This is a genomic window from Nocardia sp. (genome assembly GCF_025465275.1).
Lineage (GTDB): Bacteria > Actinomycetota > Actinomycetes > Mycobacteriales > Mycobacteriaceae > Nocardia.
Genome location: NZ_JAODNK010000153.1, coordinates 110971 through 135883 on the forward strand (window position 1 = coordinate 110971; position 24913 = coordinate 135883).

The 24913-nt window shown below is 66.7% G+C and carries 22 protein-coding genes; 13 read left to right on the forward strand and 9 right to left on the reverse strand.

Annotated features, from left to right (window positions below; all coding sequences use genetic code 11):
* Positions 1 to 5: 5 nt before the first annotated feature.
* Together JWN03_RS32830 and JWN03_RS32835 are read right to left on the reverse strand one after the other, a co-directional pair.
* A complete protein-coding gene (locus tag JWN03_RS32830; RefSeq protein WP_029930951.1) occupies positions 6 to 419 on the reverse strand; it encodes a roadblock/LC7 domain-containing protein in 414 nt (137 codons plus the stop codon).
* Positions 416 to 4831, reverse strand: coding sequence for a sensor histidine kinase (locus JWN03_RS32835; RefSeq protein WP_297623118.1), 4416 nt, complete (start codon positions 4829 to 4831; stop codon positions 416 to 418). The genes JWN03_RS32830 and JWN03_RS32835 overlap by 4 nt, the downstream gene beginning before the upstream one ends.
* A gap of 340 nt (positions 4832 to 5171) precedes the next feature.
* Here JWN03_RS32835 and JWN03_RS32840 point away from each other — a divergent pair, with 340 nt between their 5' ends.
* The 6 genes from JWN03_RS32840 (at position 5172) to JWN03_RS32865 (ending at position 11745) form a co-directional block, all read left to right on the forward strand.
* Positions 5172 to 7316, forward strand: coding sequence for an AMP-binding protein (locus JWN03_RS32840; protein WP_297623119.1), 2145 nt, complete (start codon positions 5172 to 5174; stop codon positions 7314 to 7316).
* A gap of 303 nt (positions 7317 to 7619) precedes the next feature.
* Positions 7620 to 8000, forward strand: coding sequence for a hemophore-related protein (locus JWN03_RS32845; protein WP_297623120.1), 381 nt, complete (start codon positions 7620 to 7622; stop codon positions 7998 to 8000).
* Positions 8001 to 8016: 16 nt separating this feature from the next.
* A complete protein-coding gene (locus tag JWN03_RS32850) occupies positions 8017 to 8733 on the forward strand; it encodes a response regulator transcription factor (protein WP_297623122.1) in 717 nt (238 codons plus the stop codon).
* On the forward strand, positions 8730 to 10124 hold the full coding sequence (locus JWN03_RS32855) for a sensor histidine kinase (RefSeq protein WP_297623124.1): 1395 nt from the start codon (positions 8730 to 8732) through the stop codon (positions 10122 to 10124). The genes JWN03_RS32850 and JWN03_RS32855 overlap by 4 nt, the downstream gene beginning before the upstream one ends.
* A 29-nt stretch (positions 10125 to 10153) precedes the next feature.
* Positions 10154 to 11311: a hypothetical protein gene (locus tag JWN03_RS32860; protein ID WP_297623126.1), complete on the forward strand. Its 1158-nt coding sequence runs from the start codon at positions 10154 to 10156 to the stop codon at positions 11309 to 11311.
* 149 nt (positions 11312 to 11460) lie between these two features.
* Positions 11461 to 11745 carry a hypothetical protein gene (locus tag JWN03_RS32865; RefSeq protein ID WP_297623395.1) on the forward strand — a complete coding sequence of 95 codons (285 nt, stop codon included), beginning with the start codon at positions 11461 to 11463 and terminating at the stop codon, positions 11743 to 11745.
* Positions 11746 to 12013: 268 nt separating this feature from the next.
* On the opposite strand, the gene JWN03_RS32870 is transcribed toward JWN03_RS32865, so the two are convergent.
* The gene (locus tag JWN03_RS32870; protein WP_297623128.1) at positions 12014 to 12376 is read right to left on the reverse strand and encodes an FKBP-type peptidyl-prolyl cis-trans isomerase; all 363 of its coding nucleotides are present in this window, start codon (positions 12374 to 12376) and stop codon (positions 12014 to 12016) included.
* A gap of 91 nt (positions 12377 to 12467) precedes the next feature.
* Here JWN03_RS32870 and JWN03_RS32875 point away from each other — a divergent pair, with 91 nt between their 5' ends.
* Positions 12468 to 13271 carry a TrmH family RNA methyltransferase gene (locus JWN03_RS32875; protein WP_297623129.1) on the forward strand — a complete coding sequence of 268 codons (804 nt, stop codon included), beginning with the start codon at positions 12468 to 12470 and terminating at the stop codon, positions 13269 to 13271.
* Positions 13268 to 13561, forward strand: a complete 294-nt coding sequence (locus JWN03_RS32880; RefSeq protein ID WP_297623131.1) for a DUF2537 domain-containing protein — start codon at positions 13268 to 13270, stop codon at positions 13559 to 13561. The genes JWN03_RS32875 and JWN03_RS32880 overlap by 4 nt, the downstream gene beginning before the upstream one ends.
* Before the next feature lie 17 nt (positions 13562 to 13578).
* Here the strand turns inward: JWN03_RS32880 and JWN03_RS32885 are convergent, their stop codons facing one another.
* From JWN03_RS32885 to serC, 3 genes are all read right to left on the reverse strand, one after another.
* Complete coding sequence (locus tag JWN03_RS32885) at positions 13579 to 14316, reverse strand: DUF6928 family protein (protein WP_297623133.1); 738 nt, start codon at positions 14314 to 14316, stop codon at positions 13579 to 13581.
* Between the two features lie 282 nt (positions 14317 to 14598).
* A complete protein-coding gene (gene sepH, locus JWN03_RS32890; protein ID WP_297623135.1) occupies positions 14599 to 15753 on the reverse strand; it encodes a septation protein SepH in 1155 nt (384 codons plus the stop codon).
* A gap of 147 nt (positions 15754 to 15900) precedes the next feature.
* Positions 15901 to 17025: a phosphoserine transaminase gene (serC, locus tag JWN03_RS32895; protein WP_297623137.1), complete on the reverse strand. Its 1125-nt coding sequence runs from the start codon at positions 17023 to 17025 to the stop codon at positions 15901 to 15903.
* A gap of 133 nt (positions 17026 to 17158) precedes the next feature.
* Here serC and JWN03_RS32900 point away from each other — a divergent pair, with 133 nt between their 5' ends.
* The gene (locus JWN03_RS32900; RefSeq protein ID WP_297623140.1) at positions 17159 to 17947 is read left to right on the forward strand and encodes a hypothetical protein; all 789 of its coding nucleotides are present in this window, start codon (positions 17159 to 17161) and stop codon (positions 17945 to 17947) included.
* A gap of 21 nt (positions 17948 to 17968) precedes the next feature.
* Here JWN03_RS32900 and JWN03_RS32905 read toward each other — a convergent pair whose 3' ends face one another.
* Positions 17969 to 18841: a polysaccharide deacetylase family protein gene (locus JWN03_RS32905; RefSeq protein ID WP_297623142.1), complete on the reverse strand. Its 873-nt coding sequence runs from the start codon at positions 18839 to 18841 to the stop codon at positions 17969 to 17971.
* A 44-nt stretch (positions 18842 to 18885) separates the two neighbouring features.
* Positions 18886 to 19059 carry a DUF1272 domain-containing protein gene (locus tag JWN03_RS32910; protein ID WP_297623398.1) on the reverse strand — a complete coding sequence of 58 codons (174 nt, stop codon included), beginning with the start codon at positions 19057 to 19059 and terminating at the stop codon, positions 18886 to 18888.
* Between the two features lie 180 nt (positions 19060 to 19239).
* On the opposite strand from JWN03_RS32910, the gene JWN03_RS32915 reads away from it, so the two are divergent.
* Positions 19240 to 19941 carry an RDD family protein gene (locus tag JWN03_RS32915; RefSeq protein ID WP_297623145.1) on the forward strand — a complete coding sequence of 234 codons (702 nt, stop codon included), beginning with the start codon at positions 19240 to 19242 and terminating at the stop codon, positions 19939 to 19941.
* Between the two features lie 72 nt (positions 19942 to 20013).
* Here JWN03_RS32915 and JWN03_RS32920 read toward each other — a convergent pair whose 3' ends face one another.
* Complete coding sequence (locus JWN03_RS32920) at positions 20014 to 21153, reverse strand: citrate synthase 2 (protein WP_297623147.1); 1140 nt, start codon at positions 21151 to 21153, stop codon at positions 20014 to 20016.
* A 101-nt stretch (positions 21154 to 21254) separates the two neighbouring features.
* On the opposite strand from JWN03_RS32920, the gene pdxH reads away from it, so the two are divergent.
* From pdxH to JWN03_RS32935, 3 genes are all read left to right on the forward strand, one after another.
* Complete coding sequence (gene pdxH / locus JWN03_RS32925; protein ID WP_297623149.1) at positions 21255 to 21980, forward strand: pyridoxamine 5'-phosphate oxidase; 726 nt, start codon at positions 21255 to 21257, stop codon at positions 21978 to 21980.
* Between the two features lie 135 nt (positions 21981 to 22115).
* On the forward strand, positions 22116 to 23399 hold the full coding sequence (locus JWN03_RS32930) for an MFS transporter (protein WP_297623150.1): 1284 nt from the start codon (positions 22116 to 22118) through the stop codon (positions 23397 to 23399).
* A gap of 180 nt (positions 23400 to 23579) precedes the next feature.
* On the forward strand, positions 23580 to 24893 hold the full coding sequence (locus JWN03_RS32935; RefSeq protein ID WP_297623152.1) for a citrate synthase: 1314 nt from the start codon (positions 23580 to 23582) through the stop codon (positions 24891 to 24893).
* Positions 24894 to 24913: the final 20 nt, after the last annotated feature.

The following is a 24913-nucleotide window of genomic DNA, read 5'->3' on the forward strand; positions in this document are numbered from 1 at the left end:
CGCCATCAGGAACCCATCGTGACGCGAGGTGTGGCCTGGACTGTCTGGCCCACTCGCTCGACCAACAAGGCCATTTCGTATCCCACCTGTCCGATGTCGCACGAGGTATTCGTGAGCACCGCGAGGTAGGAGCCATCGCCGACGGCCATCAGGAGCAGGTATCCGTGCTCCATCTCGACGACCGACTGCAGCACGGTGCCGCCCTCGAACAGATTGGACACACCCACCGACAGGCTCGCGAGGCCTGCGGTGACGGCGGACAGCTGCTCGGCGCGATCCACGGGCAGCTGCGCGCTCGCGGCCATCAGCAGACCGTCCGCCGAAACTAGAACCGCATGCGCAACGCCGGGAACCTCATTGGCGAAATTCGAAACCAGCCAATCCAGCTGACGCTTCGTACCACCTAGATCGGGGTTCATCGGTCTCCTTTATCTCCGGTTAGGTTCATTTCTTTCATTGCGCGGCCATCCCGGACACCCTGCTGATGCCGACTCAGACTCGACCTGATGGATTCTGGGTCGCGATGGGCCTGCTTGTCAGCGTTTCCGTTCACACCGCCCGGCACGAGACGATTACCCGGGTCACGTTGCGGCAGACCCGAAGGGGTACGCCGCTGCGGCTCGGCCTCGACGGCGCGCTGCGCGGCCTGCCAACCCTCATCACCCGGTGACTCGAAGGAGTTTGCCACCTGGGACCGGTCCGCACTGGGATCTGTCAGCCACGCCGACATCATCTCCGCGAAGATCGGTGTACCCATGGACGCTTCGGCTTCACCGGCCGGCTGCAACCGGGTCTGGAAGAACGAGGCCGCCTTCTGCGGATTCGAGCGGAAGCTGTGCCGCCCGCGATCCTTCGGGTCGACGGAATCGTTCTGCGGGAGACCGATTCCGGGCAGCGAAGCCGGACGTTGCGGGAGACCCGCACCCGGATCACGCTGCGGCAGACCGGTCGCACCACGCTGCGGGAGACCACTGTCGCGCTGCGGCAAGCCACCGCTCGCGGGGTCACGCTGCGGGAGACCACCGCTCGCCGGATCACGCTGCGGGAGACCACCGGTGGGAGCACGCTGCGGGAGGCCACCGAACGGGGCATCCTGCTGCGGCGCACCATTGCCACCCGGCGCACGGCGAGGGAGGCCGCCACCGGCAGTCTGATCACGCTGCGGGATACCGGTTGCACCGGCGTCACGCTGCGGCAAGCCATTGGCGGCAGGATCGCGCTGTGGCAAGCGATTGCCACCGGCGTCGCGGCCCGGCAGGTTCGTCTGGCCCACATCACGCTGGGGCAGACCACCGACCGCCGGATCGCGCTGCGGCAGACCCGCATCGCGCGGCGGCAAGCCGTGCCGGCCGGTATCACGCTGCGACAGACCGGTCGCACCCGTGGCATCACGCTGCGGGAGACCACCGGTCGCATCACGCTGGGGCAAACCACCCGAGGCATCACGCTGCGGCAAACCACCGGAAGCATCACCACGCTGCGGAAGACCGTTCGACGGATCACGCGGCGGCAAACCACCCAGTGCGTCGGCGCGCTGCGGCAAACCACCTGCGGCCGGTTCACGCTGGGCCGCTCCACCTCCCAGCGCTTGACCGCCGGACGCGTCACGCTGGGGCAGACCACCCGAGGCATCACGCTGCGGGAGACCGCCGGACGCCGGATCACGCTGGGGCAGGCCGCCCGAGGCGTCCCGCTGCGCCGCTCCACCTCCCAGCGCTTGACCACCGGACAGATCACGCGGCGGCAAGCCACCGGACGCGTCGCGCTGCGGCAGACCACCCGAAGCATCACGTTGCGGCAGACCACCGGAAGCATCACGCTGCGGCAAGCCACCGGAAGCATCACGTTGGGGCAGACCACCCGACGCGTCCCGCTGCGGGAGACCACCGGACAGATCACGCGGCGGGAGGCCACCGGCTGCCGGATCACGCGGCGGGCGGTTGATCGGGGCGGAATCACGCTGGGGCAGACCGGTTTCCCGCTGCGGCGCTCCACCGCCCAGTGCCTGACCATTCGAGCCGTCGCGCTGCGGGGCGCCGTTCTTGCCCGGATCGCGGGTCGGCAGACCACCCTGGGTGGAACGCTGCGGCGGCAGGCCGACGCTCGGCTCGCGACCGGGTGCGCCATTGGCACCCGGCTGACGGGTCGGCAGACCACCGGAAGCATCACCGCGCTGCGGGAGACCGTTGGACGGATCACGCGGCGGCAAGCCACCGGAAGCATCACGCTGCGGCAGACCACCCGACGCGTCCCGCTGCGGGAGACCACCGGACAGATCACGCGGGGCCAGACCACCGGACGGATCGCGCTGCGGCGGCACGGGGCCGCGCTGCTGGAGGCCGGACTCGCCCGGACCACCGGGGGCACCCAGACCACCCGGACGCTGCGGCTGTCCACCCGGAGCACCCAAGCCACCGGGAGCACCCGGTCCGCCCGGACCACCTTGGCGGCGAAGCATATTGGCGGCGAGGCCGCCACCCGGCCGGGCCGGGCCATCGCCCGGCTGACGCTGCGGGAGGTTGGCGCCCGGCTGCGACGACGGCGCGGCGGGACCATTGGCACCGGGATCCCGCCGGGGTAGGCCACCCGGTCTGTTCACGGCCGGGGCAGCCACGGTGTGCTTGACGGTCGGGCCGTTGACGCCCGGCTGACGCTGCGGCAGACCGCCGCCGCCGGGCAGCCCGCCCGGAATGGCAACACCGGGCTGACGGGTCGGGAGACCGGTGGAGGCACTGGCCGCCGCCGGAGCGGGCGCGGCCGGAGCACCGGCCGGAATCGGGCCGCTCACACCGGGATCCACGGTGACCATGACATTGCCGGTCGCGGTGCGGGTGACCGCACGCATCTGCATGGAGGACGGCGCACCGGCCTGGTTGCCGGCGCCCTGCGGCGCGGCCGGAGCCGGTTGCTGCTGGTTGGGCTGCGGCGGAACCGCAATGGGCCCACTGGTGCCGACGATCAGCGGCTTGGGCACGTGCACGGTCACGGTCACGCCGGGATCGCGAGCGGTATCGAAGGTCGGGCGCAGTCGCACGACCAGGCCGTGGCGCTCGGCCAGCCGGCCGACCACGAACAGGCCCATGTGACGCGCGGTGTCCGGGCCGACCTCGGCGGTGGTTTCCAGACGACGGTTGATCTCGGCCATTTCGGCCGGCGGCATACCGATGCCGCGGTCGGCGACCTCGATGAGCAGACCCTGATCGTGTGCCTGCGCGAAGGTGAACTTCACGTCCGTCTCCGGCGGCGAGGCACGCAGTGCGTTGTCCAGTAGCTCGGCGAACAGGTGCGCCATATCGGAGGCGGCCGGTTCGGTCAGGGAACCGCGTGGTGTGGCGCCCAGCTTGACGCGTTCGTAGTCCTCCACCTCGGAGATGGCGGCGCGCAGCACGTCCGCGATCTCGACCGGGACCGACTTGCCGCGGCGCTGCTTGGTGGTACCGGCCAGAATCAGCAGGTTGTCACCGTTGCGGCGCATACGCGCGGCGAGATGGTCCAGGCGGAAGAGATTTTCGAGCAGACGCGGGTCCTTCTCGTCGTACTCCATCGCCTCGATGAGCGAGAGCTGGTGATCGACAAGCGACTTGGAGCGCCGTGCCAGGGTCTCGAACATGTCGTTGACCTGGACACGCATGGTGGCCTGGTCGGCGGCCAGGCGCAGCGCCTGCCCGTGAATATCGTCGATGGCACGGGCCAGCTGGCCGATCTCCTCGTCGGTGTGCACCGGCATCGGTTCCAGCGGCACATCTTCCGGGTCGGCGCCGTCACGCAGCTGCGTGGCCTCTTGGCCCAGGTCGTATTCGGCGACGCGGAGCGCGGCCAGGCGCAGACGGCGCAGCGGCACGATCATCGCGCGCGCAATCAACACGGCCAGCGCGAGCGCGCCGAGGATGGTGGCGATAACGATCACCGAGTAGCGGATGGCATCGGTGCGCGAGGTGCTCGCCAGCGAATCCACCCGGGAGACAATCTCCTTGGTGGAGTTGTTCACGATCGTTTGATAGATGTTCAGGCTCGACTCGACCGAGTCTTTGAGGTCGGCGACCGGCAGCTGACCGGAACTGGCCTGCGCACCGGTCGTCAACTGCAAGCGGGTGTCCAGGAGCCGGTTCAGATCAGCGATCTGCGGGTCCCCGTCGGCGAAGCGGTGCGCGAGAATCCCGAGCATCTGGCGCTCGGTATTGCCGCTGATCGTGAAATCACGCAGGCCGTCTTTGGTATTGCCGCGTAGAGCCTCGGCGACGCCGGCGCTCTCAGCGACCATGATGGCGCGAGTGTTCAGCGAGTCGACCAACCGCAGCTTGGACTGGTCGACAGTCTTATCGGCGACCGAGGCCACGATGGTCTCGACGGTCCGGACGCTGTCGCCACGGATCTTCTCGATTGCGTTGGTGGAGTCGGTCACCGCTTTGGCGGGGGCGAGGCCCTGAGCGCGAATGGCCTTCGCACCGGTGATCATCTCGTCGAGAGCGGACCGCGCGCTCGGAATATCGCTCAACCGCGACGTCGCCTTCTGGGCGAAGTCGATTGCGGTGTCCAACTGCTGGAGTTCCGGATCAGAGGTCAGGGACTGGGTCGGACTGATGTAGATCATCTGACCACCCGCGACCTGCGCCGCATTGGCGCTGAGGCCGGTGATTGCAGGGATGACCCCGACGTGATCAACGGCTGTGGCGAGGCGGCTCGAGTCTGCGAATTCCGTCGAGATCCTGGACGCACCCAGCACGACGGCGACCAAAAGTGGGACGGCGAGAACCGCCGTCACCTTCCATCGCAGGTCCCAGTTGCTCAGCGCCCAGCGCTTATTGCTGCCGGACCTAGCGGCGTCACGCATCTCCCACTCACTTTCCAAACTGGCCCAAGCAGCACTGCGCTAACAGCGAGCCTCCGCGATCGCACGCTGGGCTCGACAAGCAGAGCTGACCGAGAACTGCGGCTGGCCGAGAAATTGCGTCCATGACGGCCGAAATATGTGACATGCGATTCTAACGGATCAATAACTTCTTGTGTGACCTTCTGGCAACCACCGGCCGCTGACCTGCCGTTTGCAGGCAAAATCAAAGGTCGCGGCGTCCGCCCGGACGTCGCGTGAAGTCTGCCACAATCAGGCTGATCTATCGAGGCGGGCATCCATGCCCTTCACATGCGTGCTGCGGAGCTAGGGAGTCACGGGGTTGAACGTGAAGCAGGAGTACCGACCGGCGTATCAATTGAGCCTGGTCGATCCCTCGGAGTTCTGGCGCGCCGCGGCCGAAGCCATCAGCTGGGATGTGCCGCCCACGCAGATTGTCGACTCGACTGCGCGCCCGACGGCCCGCTGGTTCCCGGACGCTCGCCTCAACACCTCCTACAACGCACTGGATCGGCATGTGCGCGAGATCACACCATCCGAGGAGGGTTCCCCGGGTCAGGAGGGGGGTCGCGCCGATCAGCCCGCCCTAATATACGACTCGGCTATGACCGGCGCCAGGCGTGTTTACACATATGCGGAGCTGCTGGACGAAGTCGCCCGATTTGCCGGATCCATGCTGCGTCTCGGCGTCAAGACCGGTGATCGAGTCGTCATATATATGCCGATGATTCCGGAAGCGGTCATCGCCATGCTCGGCTGCGCCCGAATCGGCGCGGTGCACTCGGTGGTTTTCGGCGGTTTCGCGGCCCACGAATTGGCCGCTCGCATCGATGACGCCGAGCCTGTGCTGATCATCACAGCCTCCGGCGGCCTCGAGCCGGGGCGTCGCATCGAGTACCCGCCGATCGTGCTGCAGGCCCTCGACCTCGCACAGACCACCGCAGCCCGCAATGTCATCGTCAAGCACCGTGACGGCTTCGACACCATGCGTTTTCCGGCCGATCAGGCCGCCACCGAGAGCCTGCCCGCCTCCTCCGAGACCGTGGCCGCCCGCTGGCTGGACTGGGACGACGCCACCCGCGACGCCGAACCCGCCGCCCCCGTCTCGCTGGCGGCGACCGATCCGCTGTACATCCTCTACACCTCCGGGACCACCGGGAAGCCGAAGGGCGTCGTGCGCGACAACGGCGGGCACGCCGTCGCCCTGGCCTGGTCCATGCGCAATATCTATGACATCGACGGCGGTCAGGTCATGTTGACGACCTCCGATATCGGCTGGGTCGTCGGCCACTCCTACATCGTCTACGCGCCGCTGCTGGTCGGCGCGACCACGGTGCTTTATGAGGGCAAGCCGATCGGCACCCCGGACGCGGGCGCCTTCTGGCGGCTCGTGGACGAGTACAAGGTCGAGGTGATGTTCACCGCGCCGACCGCGCTGCGTGCCATTCGCCGCGCCGATCCCGAGGCCGCGACCGCGCGCCGCCACGACCTCTCCTCGCTGCGCGCCCTGTTCTGCGCGGGCGAACGCCTGGATCCCACCACCTACGAATGGTCCGTCGACACCCTGCTCGCCGATCGCCCCGGCTGCCCGGTGGTGGATCACTGGTGGCAGACCGAGACCGGCTGGCCCATCTGCGCCAATCCGCTCGGGCTGCAGCAACTTCCGATCAAGGCCGGTTCCGCCTCGGTGCCGGTGCCCGGTTACCGGCTGCGCGTGCTGGATTCCGAAGGCAATGCGGTGCCGCCCAATACAGAAGGAAACATCGTCATCGGGCTGCCGCTGCCGCCCGGCACCCTGACCACACTGTGGCGGGACGACGCTCGCTTCGAACGCTCTTATCTCTCCGCCTATCCCGGCCACTATCTGAGCGGCGACTCCGGCTACTTCGACGAGGACGGTTACCTCTTCGTCCTCGGGCGCAGTGACGACGTGATCAATATGGCCGGGCACCGGCTCTCGGCCGGTGGCATCGAGGCCGCCATCGCCGGGCATCCGCTGGTCGCCGAGACCGCGGTAGTCGGGGTGCCGGACGAGCTGAAGGGGCAGCGGCCCATCGGGTACGTGGTCCTCAAGGCCGGGGTAGATATCGAGCCCGAACGCCTGCGCGCCGAGATCATCGACCGGGTTCGCCAGCGGGTGGGCGCGATCGCAACCCTCTACGACGTGGTCGCCGTGACCTCGCTGCCCAAGACCCGCTCCGGAAAGATCTTGCGCCGCACCATGCGTCAGATCGCGGCGGGCGATGCGTACGAGGTGCCGCCGACCATCGAGGACGCCGGCATGCTGACCACCCTGGAGAAGCAGATCCGGGATGCGGTGACGCTCATGGAGGACAAGGAGCGCATTGCGGCCGCCGATGCCGCGACCGCCGCCACCATGCCCTTCCGCCGCATCGATCCGAATGCCGGGCTGACAAATGACGGCAGCCCGGCGACTTCGACCGGCGATTCACCCGTGGCCGGGTGATAACCCTCACAGAACTCTCATAGAGAGTTCATCGACCTCCTATAGAGGTGCCTTAGTCTCGGGCGGACGCGAAGTGCGTGATTCGCGCACAGCGCGCACCCGAGAAAGGTCGATGCTGGACGTCACCCCGTCCGATGAAGGGAAGTCCTAAATCCTTCGCGGACCGGGTTATCTGCTTCACCGATGACTGCCCGCCCGGGAAACCCGTTGAGGACTAACACCATCTTCACCGACTGCCCGGCGGCCGCCAACGACGTTAGCTCACCTGTTCGAATCCTTCTCCGCTTTCACAAAAGGAGCCTCATGACGTTCGCTCGTGCTCGCCGGATCACCGCAGTGCTTGGAGCCGGTGCGCTCGCTACCCTCGCTATCTCGCTCGTTCCGGCCACCGCCTCCGCCAGCCCGGCGGATCTTGCCGGGCCGCTGCTGAATTCGACCTGCACCTTCACGCAGGTGGATGCCGCACTGCACGACAAGGCCCCGTCGCTGGCCACGTACCTCGATCAGAACCCCTCGGCGAAGGCCGAACTGCAGGCCAAGTTCGATCAGCCGATCGCCCAGCGTCAGGCCGAATTCGACACCTACATGAGCGAGCACCCGGACGCCGCCAACACCGACGACCCGCGCGCCTCCGGCATCGGCGCCTCGATCCAGCAGGTCGCCGACTCCTGCCACAACTACTGACGTAGAGCCTGACAGTATGGAGCCCGTGGGCGAACGCGGCGAGGTACCGACTGTCCTGGTCGTCGATGACGACGAGGATGTACTCGTCTCGGTCGAACGCGGGCTCCGGCTCTCGGGATTCCGGGTGGTCATCGCCCGGGACGGTGCGGCGGCACTGCGCGCCGTGACCGAGGCCGCACCCGATGCGATCGTGCTCGATATGAATATGCCCATCCTCGACGGCGCGGGCGTGGTAACCGCACTACGCGCCATGGGCAATGAGGTGCCGATCTGTGTGCTGTCCGCGCGCAGCTCGGTCGACGATCGCATTTCCGGACTCGAATCCGGGGCCGACGACTATTTGGTGAAACCCTTCGTACTCGCCGAACTGGTGGCGCGGATCAAGGCGCTGCTGCGCCGGCGCAGCGATGTGCCCGCCTCCACCATTCCCGGTGCGATCACCGTGGGCCCGCTCGAAGTGGATGTCGCGGGCTACCGCGCCCTGCTGCACGGCGACGAAATCGAGCTCACCAAAAGGGAATTCGAACTGCTGTCCACGCTGGCCCGCAGCGCCGGTGTGGTACTCAGCCGGGAACGGCTGCTGGAGTTGGTGTGGGGCTACGACTTCGCGGCCGACACCAATGTGGTGGACGTTTTTGTCGGGTATCTGCGCCGCAAGCTGGAGATCGACGGCACGCCGCGCCTGCTGCACACCATTCGAGGCGTCGGATTCGTGTTGCGCGCGCCGAAATGAGCGCCCTTCGCCTGCCCCGTCTCCGTCGTCGCACTCGCCGCCGCTCGTATTCGCTGCGGGCACGCGTCGCCGCGGCGGCCGCGCTCGGCGCGACAATCATTGTGGCAGTGCTGAGTTGGTTCACCATGTACGCCATCGAGCGCAATAATCTGGCGCAGGCCGATCAGCAGCTGGCCGTCACCTCGCGGGTGGTGCTGATCGAACCGGTGCTCGCGGTGACCGTGCTCGGGGTACTCGGGCCCACCAACGATCTGGCGCTGACCGTGCGCAATGCCGACGGATCCCTGGCGAGTACCGGGGTCCAGCTGCCCCCGCTGCCGGTGGGCAATCAGACCGTCACGGTGGAGGGCAATACCTATCGGGTCATGACCACGACCCAGAACCAACCGGCGGGACGCGTTGTCTCCCTCGGCCTTCCGACCACCGAAAACGAACGCGCCACCACCGCGCAACGACGCTGGGTGCTGTGGGCCGCACTGCTGGCGGTCGCCGCGGCGGCCGGACTCGGCTGGCTGTTCGGCGGGCGTGCGGTGCGGCCCATCGAGAATCTGACACAGCGGCTGGACGGGCATGGCAAACCCGGTGTGCCGCAACCGGTCGACGGCTCCGGGGTGCGGGAGGCCGAACAACTCGCCGATGCGGTCAACACCATGCTGTTGCGCATCGACCGGGCCCAAGCCGAAACTGCTGCGGCGCTGGAGACCGCCCGCGATTTCGCCGCCGTCTCCGCGCACGAACTGCGCACCCCGCTGACTGCCATGCGCACCGACCTCGAGGTACTGCGCACGCTCGATCTGGACGAGACGCAGCGTGCGGAAATCCTGGCCGACCTGCATCGCGGGCAGAATCGGGTGGAGTCCACCCTCGCCGCGCTGGAACGTTTGGCGGCGGGTGATCTCACCAATGTGCGCGACCATGTGGCCACCGATGTCGCCGAACTCATCGATGCCGCCGTGCACGATGCGAGCCGGCACTTCCCGACGCTGAAGGTGCGCGTCGATACCGATGCCGAACTGGTCACCCGCGGCTTGCCGACCGGGATGCGACTGGCCATCGACAATGCGCTCACCAATTCCGCCCGGCACGGCGGGGCGACCGAGGCGCTGGTATCCGCGCATCGAGATACCAAGGGGCACATAGTCATATCGGTCGACGACAATGGTCACGGTATTCCGGTGGACGAGCGGACCGCCGTCTTCGAACGATTCTTCCGCGGCAGCCGGGCCATCAAGGGCGGCTCGGGGCTGGGCCTGGCGCTGGTGGCGCAGCAGGCGCAATTGCATGGCGGTCGAGCGTATTTCGATGACGGGCGACTCGGCGGTGTGCGACTGGTCCTGGAGATACCGGACAATCCAGTCTTTACCGAACTCTCAGACAAACGTCAGAGCTAGCGCCATTTCGGACCTCTACGGTCTTAATAGTGTTCGCTAAACGCAGTCGCTGGGCCCTGCTCGTTCTGCTTGTCGCTGCCGCGGTCACCGCGGGTGTGATCGGCTATGTCCGCCTGTCCGCGGCGCCGACGGGGGTGGCACTGATCAATCGCGACACCGGCCCGATGGGGGCGAAGATCGCGCGGGCACTGCAGGACACCGGGACCAGCCACTGGGATGTGGTGGATTCCGCCTCCACCAAGGATTACGCGGCCGTCATCACGCTGCCCGCGGACCTGTCGACCTCCATCGCCACGCTGGCCACCGATAAACCACAGCGCACACAGGTTTCCGTGGCCACGGCCAAGCACGCCGACACGAACACCGTGAACGACGCAGTGACCGAGGTGACCCGCAAGATCAGCGCGTCGGGGCTGGACACCGTGTTCGCGTCCATGAATTCCGCGCGCGGGCAGGTATCGCAGATTCAGTTCACCACCATGCTGCTGAATGCGGGCGTGAAAGCGGCCGCCGACGGGGCGCAGCAGTTCGGGTCCGGGGCCGATCAGATGCTCGCGTTCCTGGATCAGGCGAAAGTCGGCGCCGGGCAGATCACCTCGGCCATCAACAGCCTGAACACCACGGTCGCGGCGGCCACCACGCAGGCGAATCAGTTTGCCACCGCACTGGATTCGACCGGGGTGACGGTGGGGCAGGTCTCGCAGGCCGCGAGTCAGCTCAGCGGGGGCATCAATGCCATCGTGCCGCTGTTGCAGGGGCTGCCGTTCGCGAACGATCCGCAGCTGGCGAGCATCATCACGCAATTGCAGGGATTGCAGACCGTGGCCGACCAGGCGGGGACGCAGCTCGAAGGGGTGGGCACGCTGGTCGGGACCGCGGTCACGCCGAATACCCAGATCGGGCAGCTGCTGCGCGATGGCGCGACGCGCCTGGGTGATGCGAGTGCGCAATTGAATCAAGGCGGGCAGCTGGCCGCGAGCATTCCGCAGCTGGCCGATGAGGGGAAGACGCAGCTGCTCGCCGCGCTTTCCGCGCTCACCTCGGGAGTGAGCCAATTGCAGGCTGTGACGACGACTTTGGGCACACAGGCCGATAAGGCACTCACCGCGCTGCCGCTGCGTGGGGTGCCACAGCAGTCGGTGATCGCGACCGCGCTGGCAGACCCGGTGGATATCGTTCGCAAATAAACGTTCGCAAACAATCAGCAACAATCGGCGGTTCTTCCAGATAGAATCATGCCCGAATTGCTCTAATCGACCCGTTTGCACTACCGCTCTACCCGCGCCACGGCTCGAACCCCCGCGCACCCGGTACCGGAGAGGAAACGATCTTGAGCATGCTGTTGTCCGCGCACGACATGTACGGCACAGTCCTCGCCCAGATGGGCAATCCCACATCCGAGACGCCACCCATGGCCGACAAGATGATGAAGATGTTCCGCTACTTCACCTGGTTCACCCAGATGTCCGGAATCGCGGCCATCACCTACGGTGGCGGCAAATTCGCCTGGGAGAAGTGGGGAGGCGGATCCGGATCCCCGAAGATGGTCGCCAACGCCATGATCGGCGGAGCCACCGCCACCAGCGCGGGAACCATCATGAATACGGTCGTCGGCTCCTAGAGCCGACAGGGGTAACTCGGGGGCCAGGCCCCCGAGACCCCCGGAAAGTCCGGGGCGGTCGCAATTCTGGGGCAAGCCCCCGAAACCCCCACACCAGCGTAGATCGGTCCCGCCCCGAAGCTCAGCTCCACAGGGGAAGGCGCCTCGCAACTCAGCTCCGCAGGACAGACGCGTCGGCCCCGACAGGGCAGCGCACCCGAATTCCATACAGCTGCGCCCGCCTCGCGATTGCGAGGCGGGCGCGGGCGCTTTCAGGGCGCTGAACGTATTAGTTCAGCACGTCCTGCAGGTCGATGACGAAGACCAGGGTCTTGCCCGACAGGTGGTGACCGGCGCCGGCGGGGCCGTAGGCCAGCTCCGGCGGGATGGTGAGCTGCCGGCGGCCGCCGACCTTCATTCCCGGAATGCCTTCCTGCCAGCCCTGAATCAGGCCACGCAGGGGGAAGGTGATGGATTCGCCGCGGTTCCAGGAGGAATCGAACTCTTCGCCGCTGTCGAACTCGACGCCCACGTAGTGCACGTCGACGGTGTCGCCGGGCTTGGCTTCCGTGCCCTCGCCCACGACGAGATCCTTGATCACCAGCGTGGCGGGGGCGGGCCCGTCCTGGAATTCGATTTCGGGCTTGCTCATGGGTGGTCCTCTTCGATAGGGGATCGGGATCGTGATCACTTTAGGCCCTGCCGGGAACGGACCCCGAACGACGTCGCGCGAGAATGTCTCGGTGGCCGAAGTGATCGATATCGACGACCCCGCCGATCCGCGGGTGGCCGATTTCCGCGACCTCAGTAATGCCGACCGGCGACCCGACCTGCCCGGCGGCAAAGGCTTGGTGATCGCCGAGGGCACCGTGGTGGTGGAACGCATGCTGACCTCGCGTTTCGCGCCCTTTGCGGTGCTCGGTGTGGCGCGCCGCTACGAACTGCTGGCCGAGCAGCTGGCCGGGGTGGACGTGCCCTACTACCGCGCGACCGCCGAGGTGATGGCGGAGATCGTCGGCTTCCATCTCAATCGCGGTGTGCTGGCCGCGGCGCGCCGCCCGCCCGAACTCACCGCCGAGCAGGTGCTGGCCGAGGCGCGCACGGTGGCCGTCCTGGAGGGCGTGAACGATCACGAGAACATCGGGTCGATCTTCCGCAATGCGGCCGGGCTGGGCGCGGACGCGGTGCTGTTCGGCGATCGCTGCTCGGATCCGCTGTACCGGCGATCGGTGCGGGTATCCATGGGGCATGTGCTGAGAATCCCGTTCGCGCAACTACCTCCACTGCCCGGCAGCCTGGATATGCTGCGCGACAAGGGTTTCCAGATCATCGCGCTGACCCCGGACCCGAACGCGGATACGCTCGCCACCGCCATGACCGGCGAACGGGTGGCCCTGCTGCTCGGCGCGGAGGGCCCCGGCTTGACCGAGGAAACCATGCGGGCCAGCGACACTCGCGCGCGCATCCCGATGACACCGGGCACCGATTCGCTTAATGTGGCGACCGCGGCCGCCATGGCCTTCTACGAAAGAGTGCGTGCCCAGTGAGTTATCCGCCGGACGGACCCTATGGATACGGGTACTCCGAACCGACCCCGTGGGCGACCGGAATCACCGTCATCGTCTGTGTCGGACTGCTGACCGCCACGGGCGTCTACGCCTTCGGTTCCGCACTGGCACAGGTGCATCCACTGCTGTCGGCGGCGGTGAATCTCATCGCGGTGGGCGGCGCGACACCGACCGCGTGGCGCTGGCGGTTCCAGCCGGTGACCCGCTGGGTGATCGGCGGGCTCGGCGCGGGCGTGCTGGTGGCCTGGATCGCGCTGCTCGTCTCGTAACCGAGAGACCCGGTCGCTCAGGAGACCCGGTCGTGGCCGCGCAGCCAGCCGAACAGTCCGCGCTTGCCATTGCGCTCGGCCACCGCCGGCGTGGGCGCCTCATCGAGCGCGGGCGCCTGCCCCTTCGGGAAGAGCGAGAATCCGCACACCGCGATCTGATCCGAGGTCAGCGCGTCCTCGGAAAACTTTCCGCGATACCGGAATCCGAGCCATTCCTGATTGGCCGCGTCCGCGAAGTCCGGCGGATCGAACGGCAGCATTTGCGGATCGGCCAATTCGCCCGGCTCCAATTCGATGGGGTACTCCCCCGCCCAGTGCGGCCGCTCCCACACCCGCGGCAGCCCCTCGTCCTCGAGGATATTGACCCGCGTGGAACTGAACGACCGCCGGAATTCGCCGCGTTCCCACTGTGCGAACGCACCCCAGCCCAGCGAGAGGTCGTAGGCGATCAGATAGGTGTGCTCCGAGGCGAGCGGACGGACCAGCAGCTCCGGCAGCTTCGTGGGTCTCGGCAGCGCGGCCTGGGTGGAGCAGACGACGGTGACGCCGGGATAGCAGCCGATATAGATGGATTCCGGATCGGGTCCGGCCCAGACCTTCAAGGTGCCGGAGGCGGCGGGCACCACATCGCGGCCGGGATTGAGCTGCCGGGCCAGCGCCCAGGCGGCCTCGGGATCCGGGCCTGGGTGATCGCGGAGCACCGCGACCGGGTCGGGCGCGTCGACGTACCAGAGAGACGAGACTGTGGACGGCACTTCCGGCACCTCCCGAATTACTCGCGACCCAAGGACAGCAACTCCTGAGCAACATTCGGTGGCCGTAAGTCGGCGTCGGCGCGGACAGCCCCGGCAATCACCGCCACCACTACAAAATCTACCCGCACCACGGCCGGAAATACTGTTCCGCCTCCCCGAATCTTCAGCGCACGGCTTGGGAGCCGTTAGCTGTTGGGGACGCGTAGCCGCGGTGAGGACTGGCACCTATTTTGGGGGTACCCGGGGAGTTACCCGGACCTTACGAGATCAGTCGTTCCGTTCTCAATGCCCGGAGCTGCGCACGCCTAGGAGTACGTCTTCCCAGGACGGCATGGGTGCCTTGCCGCCACGCTTGGCGCGATTCGGCTTCGGCGCAGCCGGTTTGGCGGCGGCCGGCGCCGCAGCAGCCGGGGCGGCCGGTTCCGCAGCGGGAGCTTCCGTGGCAGGAACCGGAACCGGCGCCGGAGCCACTGGAACTGGTGCGGGCGGAACGGGAGCCGGTGCGGCGGGCGCGGTCTGCGCCGGTGCCGAGGGTGCGACCGGAACCGGGGCGGCGGGCGCGGGGGCCGACTGTGCCGGTGCCGCAGGCGGATTCGGCGTGGCCGGAGCGGTGGGGGCGGCCGGTACCGGAGCCGGGGCGGCGACCGTGGCAGCGGGCACCGTGCCGTCACCGACGGCGGCGCGCTGCTCGAAGTAGCCGTCCATGCTCTGCTGGCTGGCGACCCGGGAGGGCGCGGTCTCGTATTCGGCCCGCTCTTCCCGCGGTGCGGGCGCCGGAGTACGCAGCGCGGGCGCCTCGACGGCGGCCGGCTCGTTCTGGGCGGGCAGGATGGTGGCGAGCCCGCGCAGGGCCCGGCCGAAGTCGGGATCGATCAGGTCGGAGGCCGGATCATCCAGCGGCACTACGGAACCGCCGTGTGCGTCGGGCTGGTAGCGCCAATGCGCGGCAATGACGGAACGACCCGCCTGCCACTGCAATTGGGCGACCCAGTAGCCCTTCTCGTCCTTCCAGGCATCCCACTCGGCGACGTCGATATTGTGGCCGCGCTCGGCGAAGGCCGCGGAGATGATCTCGATGAGGGTTTCGACGGCGGGACCGTCATTGCGCACCGGGTGCGCCTTCTGCGCGAGCTCGGCGGCCCGGGCGCGTTCCAGCAGTACGGGATACGCGAAGCGCTCGACCCGGCTGGCCGGCATGCCGGACTCTTCGGTCACCTGTTCCACCGAGGCACCGGCACGAACACGGGCCTGGATATCGCGAGGGCGCATCGTGGCTTCCGTTTCGATCTCGATTTGGCCGAACCTGGCAAGATCTCCGCGGGCAGCGGCACGCAGTTTGTCATCGGCGGCGAGCCGGTACTTCTGACCACTTTCGGTATCGATGCACACGATGTGTGTGGAATCGGGCGTCAATCCGATTACTCGAAGTTCACGCACCGTTACCTCCAATCACAGCTGCCAGGCTCGAGACACCGCCCACGATAATGGAACAGTAGTGCACTTCTGGGGTTCGTGGGGCAAGACACGCGGCGCGGAAATCTGTCACCAGAGCTCCGCGCCGCATACTGTGTCTAAGTTTCGGTATCAGCCGATCTTTTCTACGACCCAATCAATGCAGCGGGTCAGCTGCGACACATCCTCGGGGTCGATGGCCGGGAACATGCCTACGCGCAGCTGGTTACGACCCAGCTTACGGTACGGCTCGGTATCCACGATTCCGTTGGCGCGCAGCACCTTCGCAACCTGTGCGGCATCCACGGTATCCGCGAAGTCGATGGTGCCGACAACCTGCGAGCGGTGTGCCGGGTTCGCTACGAACGGAGTCGCATATTCGCTGGTCTCGGCCCACGAGTACAGACGCGAGGAAGAATCGGCGGTGCGCTTGACCGCCCAATCCAGGCCGCCGTTCCCATTCATCCATTCGATCTGATTCGCAAACAGCAACAGCGTGGCGAGTGCCGGAGTGTTGTAGGTCTGATCCTTGGTGCTGTTGTCGACCGCAATCGGCAGCGACAGGAATTCGGGGGTCCAGCGACCCGAGTTCTTGATCTCCTCGACGCGAGCCAGCGCGGCCGGGCTCATCAGCGCGATCCACAGACCACCGTCGGAGGCGAAGCACTTCTGCGGCGCGAAGTAGTACACATCGGAGTCGGCCACATTCACCGGCAGACCACCTGCGCCGGAGGTGGCGTCGATGGCGATCAGCGCATGCTCCGAGCCCGCGGGACGCGAGACGGGGATGGCGACACCGGTGGAGGTCTCGTTGTGGGCCCAGCCGATGAGGTCGACCGACGGATCGGAGGTCGGCTCGGGTGCGCTGCCCGGCTCGGACTTCACCACGATCGGGTCGCCGATGAACGGGTTGCCCTTGGCCACGGAGGCGAACTTGGAGGAGAACTCGCCATTGCTCAGGTGCAGCGACTTCTCCCGGATCAGGCCGAAGGCGGCCGCGTCCCAGAACGCCGTGGTGCCGCCGTTGCCCAGCACGACCTCGTAACCGTCGGGCAGGGTGAACAATTCGCGTAGGCCGGTGCGCACCCGCGCCACCACGTCCTTGACCGGCTTCTGCCGGTGCGAGGTGCCGAATACGGAGGCACCGGTATCCACCAGGGACTGCAGCTGTTCGGGACGCACCTTGGAGGGTCCGCAGCCGAACCGTCCGTCGGCGGGCTTGAGATCGTCGGGGATGGCCGGGAACGCAGAGGTCATGGCGACCAGGGTAGTTGCTGCGCATTATCGCCGAAACGAGTGGGTGGGCAGCGCAACATGATCGGACCGCGACCCTCCGGATACAGCGGGTATCGCTGTGGTGCGGGCCACACAGGCATTACCGTTCACCATCATGAGCATGGCCGCGCACGAGCGACCGAGTCCCACCGCCGATCGATCCGACGGCCTTCCGAATTCGGCAGGTACACAACGCGATACCCCAGGTGAGGGGCCCCGCCCCGGACTGTTCCGGCGGTTGTCCGGGCTCCGGCTGTCCTCGCAATTCGGTTCGCGCGGCTTACGACTGCATCTCGCGGCACCCGGACGCGGTCCGGGGCTCGACGATGCCGCTCGCCGCGAACTGCTCATCCACGGCACGGAGGGCACCGCCACCGTTCTGAGCGTGCGCGGGGCGCGGGGTTCCGCGGAGGACGACGGACCGGATTCCGGCCACGAATATTGGGTCCGCATCCAATTGGAAGGCGAGCACGCCTACGAGACCCGGGTCCGTCAGCGCGTCAGCCCCCCTGATCAGGAGTGGATGCAACCCGGCGACATCATCGCCTGCCGGGTGGATCCGGGCGATCACGACCGCGTGGTCCTCTACGTCCCCGCCGTCAACGAGACGGCTCGCACCAATATCGCCAAGATCCTCAGCGACGGCCGCCGCGCCCAGGCCACCGTGCTGGCCACCACCCCGGTGGCCGCCGACTACACCGGGCGCGACGATCCGGTGCTGCGCTTGGACCTCGAATTGCACGCCTGGGACGAGCCCGCCCCGTGGCGGGTCCGGATCGTCCACCCGGTTCCGCTGTCCGCACTGGAACTGGTGGACCTCGGCCGGCGGCTGGAGGTCGCGTTCTTCACCGTCGATCGCGGCGAATCGGTCGCCGTCGACTGGAAGGCCTCCCGCGACCGCTGACCTGCGGCTACGGCAGTTTGACTAAGGCAGTCCGACGAAGGCAAACCCGTTGGAGCGCAAGGCCGGGATCGAGTTGTACATACCGGGCCCGGTGCCCGATTTGGGGCGGTGCATATGCGCGAGGGAGATGCCGCCGGACTGGGCCTTCAGCATATTGGCCTGGACCTGAGCGGCCGTGGCGGTCGCGCCGAGGTCGGCATTGATGGAGAAGCCGACCGGCGTTTCGCCGAGATCCTGGACGATCGAGACCGCGAGTTCGTCGTAATGAGCGGTGCCGGTGCGGAAAAAGCGGGGAGCACGGCCGGTGAGCGCCACCAGCCGCTCGTGATTGCCCCACACCTCGTCGACCGCCTCCTGCGGGGAACCGGTGCCCTTGATCTCGTAGGCGGCCCGGCCGTTCACCGAGAGCGGCCGGTGCGCGGTGCCGTGATTGCCGAGTTCGAAAAGCGGGTTGGCCGCCAACTGCGCGGCGCGCGCTTGATTTGCGTCGATCCAGCGCCGGTTCACGAAGAGGGTGGCCGGAATCTGCTGTGCGATCAGCAAACTCAGCAGATTCTCGTCGATATCGTTGTTGCCCGGACCGCCGCACGCATCGAAGGTGACGGCGAACTGTTTACCCGTGGCATTGAAATTGGTGATGATGCCGGGGATATCCGTACCCCACTGCTGCGGCTTCTTCCCCGCGTATTTGGCGGCCACCGCATCGGGGGTCATGCCGGTCGAAGTCAACGGCAATTTCGTCGCCGCCAGGCCTGCTGTCCGGTCCGGCGAGGTCTCGGCGATTCGATCGGCCGCATGGCCGGTGGCGGAGCCGCAACCAGCGGTAACGAAGCCGGCGGCAAGGGCCGCGCCGGCGGTGAGTAGTCGTCTCCGAGATAGTCCTGCATCGAGCACTGTCGCAGGTTATGTCAATCGAAACTGCATTGCCAGGACCTGAATCATCGCGATTTGGACATTCGCTGCCTGGTTACCAATTCGCCACCACAATTCGGGCAGATGTAATTCATTGTTCGACCACACGACTCACAGAATGTGCACTCGTACGCGCAGATCAGCGCCGGACCGTCTTGCGGCAGCTCCGCAACCACGCAGCGTTCACAGCGAATTCTCATCTCCAGCGCCACATCACACCTCCGCCATACCTGACAACTGTCCCTCCGGCGCGCCTGCGTCACCAGGGTGCTCCAGACTGTAGCGGCCCAGTCACCTTGCGGCCGACAGACAATCGGCGGCAATCGGGGGGCATCGCGTCATCACGGCGCTGACTGTTTTCGACTCGCACAAGGAAGTACATGACCTACCCGAACAATCCGTACCCGCCGCAGCAGCCCGGGGAGGGCTATCCACAGCAGCCGGCGTACGGATATCCCCCGCAGGACGGCCCGCCGCCGGGCTACGGGTATCCCCAGCAGCAGCCCGCGCAGCCGGGATACAACTACCCGCAACAGGGATACGCCCCAGCAGGCTACGGCTACTCCCCCTTCGACAACCGTTACGGCCAACCGCAACTGCCGTACGCACATTGGGGTGCCCGGGTCGGCGCGTTCCTCATCGACAGGCTGATCTTCTTCGTGCCCGTCGTCATCCTGGAGATTTTGGGGGTGACGCTCGGCATCGATTACGCCGATTGCTCCACCTACAGTTCGAGTTCCAGCTCGAATTATGACTACGACTCGGTGTGCCGCGGTGGCGGCTTCAACGCCGTGGGCTACATCTGCCTATTTCTGGCATTGACGGTCTTCATCGCCGGCGGATTATTCCTGGTCTACCTCGAAGGCTCCAGCGGCCAGACTCCGGGCAAGAAGGCGCTCAAAATTCGCGTCGTGCGCGAATTCGATGGTCAGCCACTGGGTTTCGGCTTGGCACTGGGGCGCACGTTCCTGCACGTCGTCGACAGCATGGCCTGCTACCTCGGCTGGCTCTGGCCACTGTGGGACGAGAAGCGCCAGACGCTCTGCGACAAGATCGTCCACACCGTCGTGATCAAGGTCTAGCGGTCCGAGGTTCGAAACAGCGCGGCTCGCAACGGAATTCCGTTGCGAGCCGCGAACTGTGCCGGGGTGCTGCTACTTGCGGACGACGGTTTCCCAGCCGGTCACTGCCTCCGGCAGGCGCGGGGCCGGGCCGGTGTAGATGGCGGCCGGGCGGACCAGCTTGCCGAGCTTCTTCTGCTCGAGGATGTGCGCACACCAGCCGGCGGTGCGGCCACAGGTGAACATGGCGGGCATCATGTGCGCCGGTACCTCGGCGAAGTCGAGGATGACGGCGGCCCAGAACTCGACATTGGTTTCGATGGCGCGGTCGGGGCGGCGTTCGCGCAGTTCGGCGAGGGCGGCCTGCTCGAGTGCGGCGGCGACCTCGTAGCGCGGGGCGTCCAGGCGCTTGGCGGTGGCGCGCAGCACGCGAGCGCGCGGGTCCTCGGCCCGGTAGACCCGGTGGCCGAAGCCCATGAGCTTTTCCTTGCGGTCCAGAATGCCCTTGACCAGCGCGCGGGCATCGCCGGACTGCTCGACCGCTTCGATCATGGGGAGCACCCGGGCCGGGGCGCCGCCGTGCAGCGGGCCGGACATGGCGCCGATGGCGCCGGACAGCGAGGCGGCCACGTCGGCGCCGGTGGAGGCGATGACGCGGGCGGTGAAGGTGGAGGCGTTCATGCCGTGCTCGGCGGCGGACACCCAGTAGGCGTCGATGGCCTCGGTGTGCTTGGGGTCCGGGTCACCCTTCCAGCGGGTCATGAACCGCTCGGTAATGGTGGTGCACTCGTCGATCTTCTTCTGCGGCACGGCCGGCTGGTAGATGCCGCGCGCCGACTGGGCGACATAGGACAGCGCCATGACCGAGGCGCGGGCCAGATTGTCGCGAGCGGTGTCGTCGTCGATGTCCAGCAGTGGCTGGTAGCCCCAGATCGGGGCGAGCATGGCCAGGCCGGCCTGCACGTCGACGCGCACGTCGCCGGTGTGGATCGGCAGCGGGAACGGCTCGGCGGGCGGGAGCCCGTGCCCGAATTCGCCGTCCACCAGGAGGGACCACACGTCGCCGAAGGTGACCCGGTTCGCGACCAGGTCCTCGATATCGACGCCGCGATACCGGAGCGCACCACCGTCCTTGTCCGGTTCGGCGATATCGGTGGTGAATGCCACCACGCCTTCGAGACCGCTGACGAAGTCAGCTGGGATGACAGGGCTGGTCGCAGCGCTGGCAGTCATGTTGTGACTCTCCTTGCAAAGTCGGGCCACCCGATCCATGGGCAGCCACGCCGATCATCTAGACCTTAACGCGCGCATTACTGCGGAGTAACGTCTGGCCCATGCGCGACCAGGAGAATTCCGCCACTCCCGACCTCGATATCGCCGCCATGCGCGTGGAGTACGGAGTGGACGCCGGAGACAATCATCCGGGCCTGGATACCGACCTCGACGAGAGCTGGTTGGCGGACGGTTGGGAACCGTTGCTGCGCAACTGGATCGAGCATGCCACCAGTGCCGGGATCACCGACTCGAATGCCATGGTGCTGGCCACCGTGGAAATCACCGAATCGGGTCCGCATCCGGCCTCGCGGACCGTGCTCTGCAAGGGCCTGTCGCCCGAAGGTGTGACTTTTTACACGAATTACGAATCCTTCAAGGGTCGCCAGCTCACGGCGACGCCGTATGCGTCGGCGACTTTCGTCTGGCCGGTGCTGGGCCGGCAGGTGACGGTGCGCGGTCCGGTGCGACGGGTCGCGGCCGAGGTCACCGAGGTCTACTGGCGATCGCGCCCGCGGGGTTCGCAGCTGGGCGCATGGGCTTCGCAGCAGTCGCGGGCCATCGATTCGCGGGCCGGGCTGGATGAGCAGTGGGAGGCCACCACCGAGCGCTTCACCGGACTGGATGCGGTTCCGGTGCCGCCGTTCTGGGGCGGATTCCAGATCCAGCCGGAGACTGTGGAGTTCTGGCAGGGGCGGCGCAGCCGGATGCACAACCGCCTCAAGATGACGCTGGAGCCCGGCAGTACCGAGGTTTCGGCGATGAAGGTCGAGCGTCTACAGCCCTGAACGGGTGTGCGAGAGTGTGGATCCCAGCACGTCAGGGGAACGTTAAAACTCGTGGGATAAAACACTCTCAAATGGTGGGATGTTTCGCCCAAATTGCCTAGCCAAGCCGTGTTTAGGCTGGCTAATGTCACCGCGGTGAAGCTGCTCGCCGATATAACCCCCTTACGCAACGCTGACTACCGGAGGCTCTGGACCACCGGCATCGTCACGGTTATCGGCGCGCAGCTATCGGTGGTAGCGGTTCCCAAGCAGCTGTACGACATCACGCACAGCTCCTCCTATGTCGGGCTGGCCGGACTCTTCGGCCTGATCCCGCTCATCGTGTTCGGGCTCTGGGGCGGTGCGCTCGCCGATGTCATGGATCGCCGGAAGTTGTTGCTGATCACCAGCACCGGTACGGGCCTCACCTCCGTGGCGTTCTGGGCGCAGGCGGCGGCGGGCATGAACAATCCGTGGCTGGTGCTGGTGCTGTTCTCGGTGCAGCAGGCGTTCTTCGCGATGAATCAGCCTGCCCGCGCGGCCATCTACCCGCGTCTGCTGCCTCCCGAGCAGCTGCCCGCGGCCAATTCGCTGAGCATGACGGTCATGCAGTTCGGGGCGATCGCCGGACCGGTGACGGCGGGCATGCTGATTCCGTTCAGCGGTCTGGCCACGCTGTATCTGATCGATTCGTTCTTCCTGCTCGCCACGCTGTGGGCCATCTGGAAGCTGCCCCCGATCCCGCCCACCGGTACCGCCCGCCGGGCCGGATTGCGTGAGGTCCTGGACGGTTTCGTCTATCTCGCGACGCAGCGAATCCTGTTGGCGTCCTTCGCCGTCGATGTGGTGGCCATGGTCTTCGGTATGTCGCGTGCGCTGTTCCCGCAGATCGCACTGGATACGTTCCCCGGCAGCAATTCCGGCGGCACCGCGCTGGGCCTGCTCTTCGCCGCCATGTCGGTGGGCGCCGTGCTGGGTGGCGTCTTCTCCGGCTGGCTCACGCGAATCCGCAGGCAGGGCTTGGCCGTGGTGGTCTGCATCGTGCTGTGGGGCATCGGCATGGTCGGCTTCGGTCTGGCCATCGGTGCGGCGGGGCATGCGCTGAGCACCACGGTGGCGCTGTGGATCGCGCTCGCCTGCTTGGCTTTCGGCGGTGCGGTCGACATGTTCTCGGCGGCGCTACGCACCACCATGCTGCAGTCGGTGGCCACCGACGAGATGCGCGGGCGGCTGCAGGGCGTATTCATCGTGGTGGTGGCGGGCGGACCCCGCATCGGTGATGTTGCGCACGGTTTCGCGGCCGCGGCGGTGGGTACCGCGGTAGCAGCGGCCGGTGGCGGATTCCTCGTGGTGATCGGCATGGTCGTCGCGGCCCTGCTCTTCCCTGCTTTCCTGCGGTACCGGGTGGGACGTGCGCACTCGCAATTGCAGACCACCTGAGCACGGCCGATGCCAATAGCACAGGAGAGCCTCGAACCTCACCTGGCAGCGAAGTGACTGTGAGGTAGTTATTGGTGACCCCTCGTTAGTCGGGCGTACTGGACAACGGCTAGCGTTGACGCAAGCGCGTCGTCGCCACCCGCCGATGCCTATGGTTTCAAGCCTGAGAGGGATCCTTCCGTGCCCGCTGAGAACATCATCAACGTCGACGACGACGCCAAGCCGGTGCTGACTTACCCCGGCGGCGAGTACCCCATGACGGTCGCCAAGGCGGTCGAGGGAAATGACGGAATAGACCTGGGCAAGCTGCTGGCCAGCACCGGGTACGTCACCTACGACCCGGGTTTCATGAATACCGCGTCGACCAAATCGTCCATCACCTATATCGATGGCGAAGCGGGCATTCTGCGCTACCGCGGCTACCCGATCGAGCAGCTGGCCGGTAAGGCCAGTTTCATCGAGGTCAGCTACCTGCTCATCTACGGTGAGCTGCCGACGCAGGCCCAGCTGGACGATTTCACCGACCGGATCCGCCGGCACACCCTGCTGCACGAGGATCTGAAGCGGTTCTTCGACGGCTTCCCGCGCAATGCGCACCCGATGCCGGTGCTGTCGTCCGCGGTGAACGCGCTGTCGGCGTACTACCAGGACTCGCTGGACCCGCGCGATCCCGAGCAGGTCGAGCTTTCCACCATCCGACTGCTGGCCAAGCTGCCGACCATCGCGGCCTACGCCTACAAGAAGTCGGTCGGCCAGCCGTTCCTGTACCCGGACAACTCGCTGAGCCTGGTCGAGAACTTCCTGCGCATGACCTTCGGTTTCCCGGCCGAGCCGTACGAGGTCGATCCCGAGGTCGCCGCCGCGCTGGACATGCTGCTGGTGCTGCACGCCGATCACGAGCAGAACTGCTCGACTTCGACCGTGCGCCTGGTGGGTTCGTCGGACGCCAACCTGTTCACCTCCGTCTCCGGCGGCATCAACGCACTCTGGGGCCCGCTGCACGGCGGCGCCAACCAGGCCGTGCTGGAGATGCTGGACGACATCAAGGCGAACGGCGGCGACGTCAAGGAGTTCATCCGCAAGGTCAAGAACAAGGAAGACGGCGTGAAGCTCATGGGCTTCGGGCACCGCGTCTACCGCAATTACGACCCGCGCGCGACCATCGCCAAGCAGCACGCCGATGCCATCCTGTCCAAGCTCGGCGGCGATGATCAGCTCTTCGCTATCGCCAAGGCGCTCGAGGAAGCCGCGCTGACCGATGAGTACTTCATCGAGCGCCGCCTGTACCCGAATGTCGACTTCTACACCGGTGTCGTCTACCGCGCCATGGGCTTCCCGACCCGCATGTTCACCGTGCTGTTCGCCATGGGCCGGCTGCCGGGCTGGATCGCGCACTGGCGGGAAATGCACCGCGAGCCGCTGAAGATCGGCCGTCCGCGCCAGATCTACACCGGTTATGCCGAGCGTGACTACAAGGGCATTTCCGAGCGCTGAGCTCGGTGCCGTAGTACCTG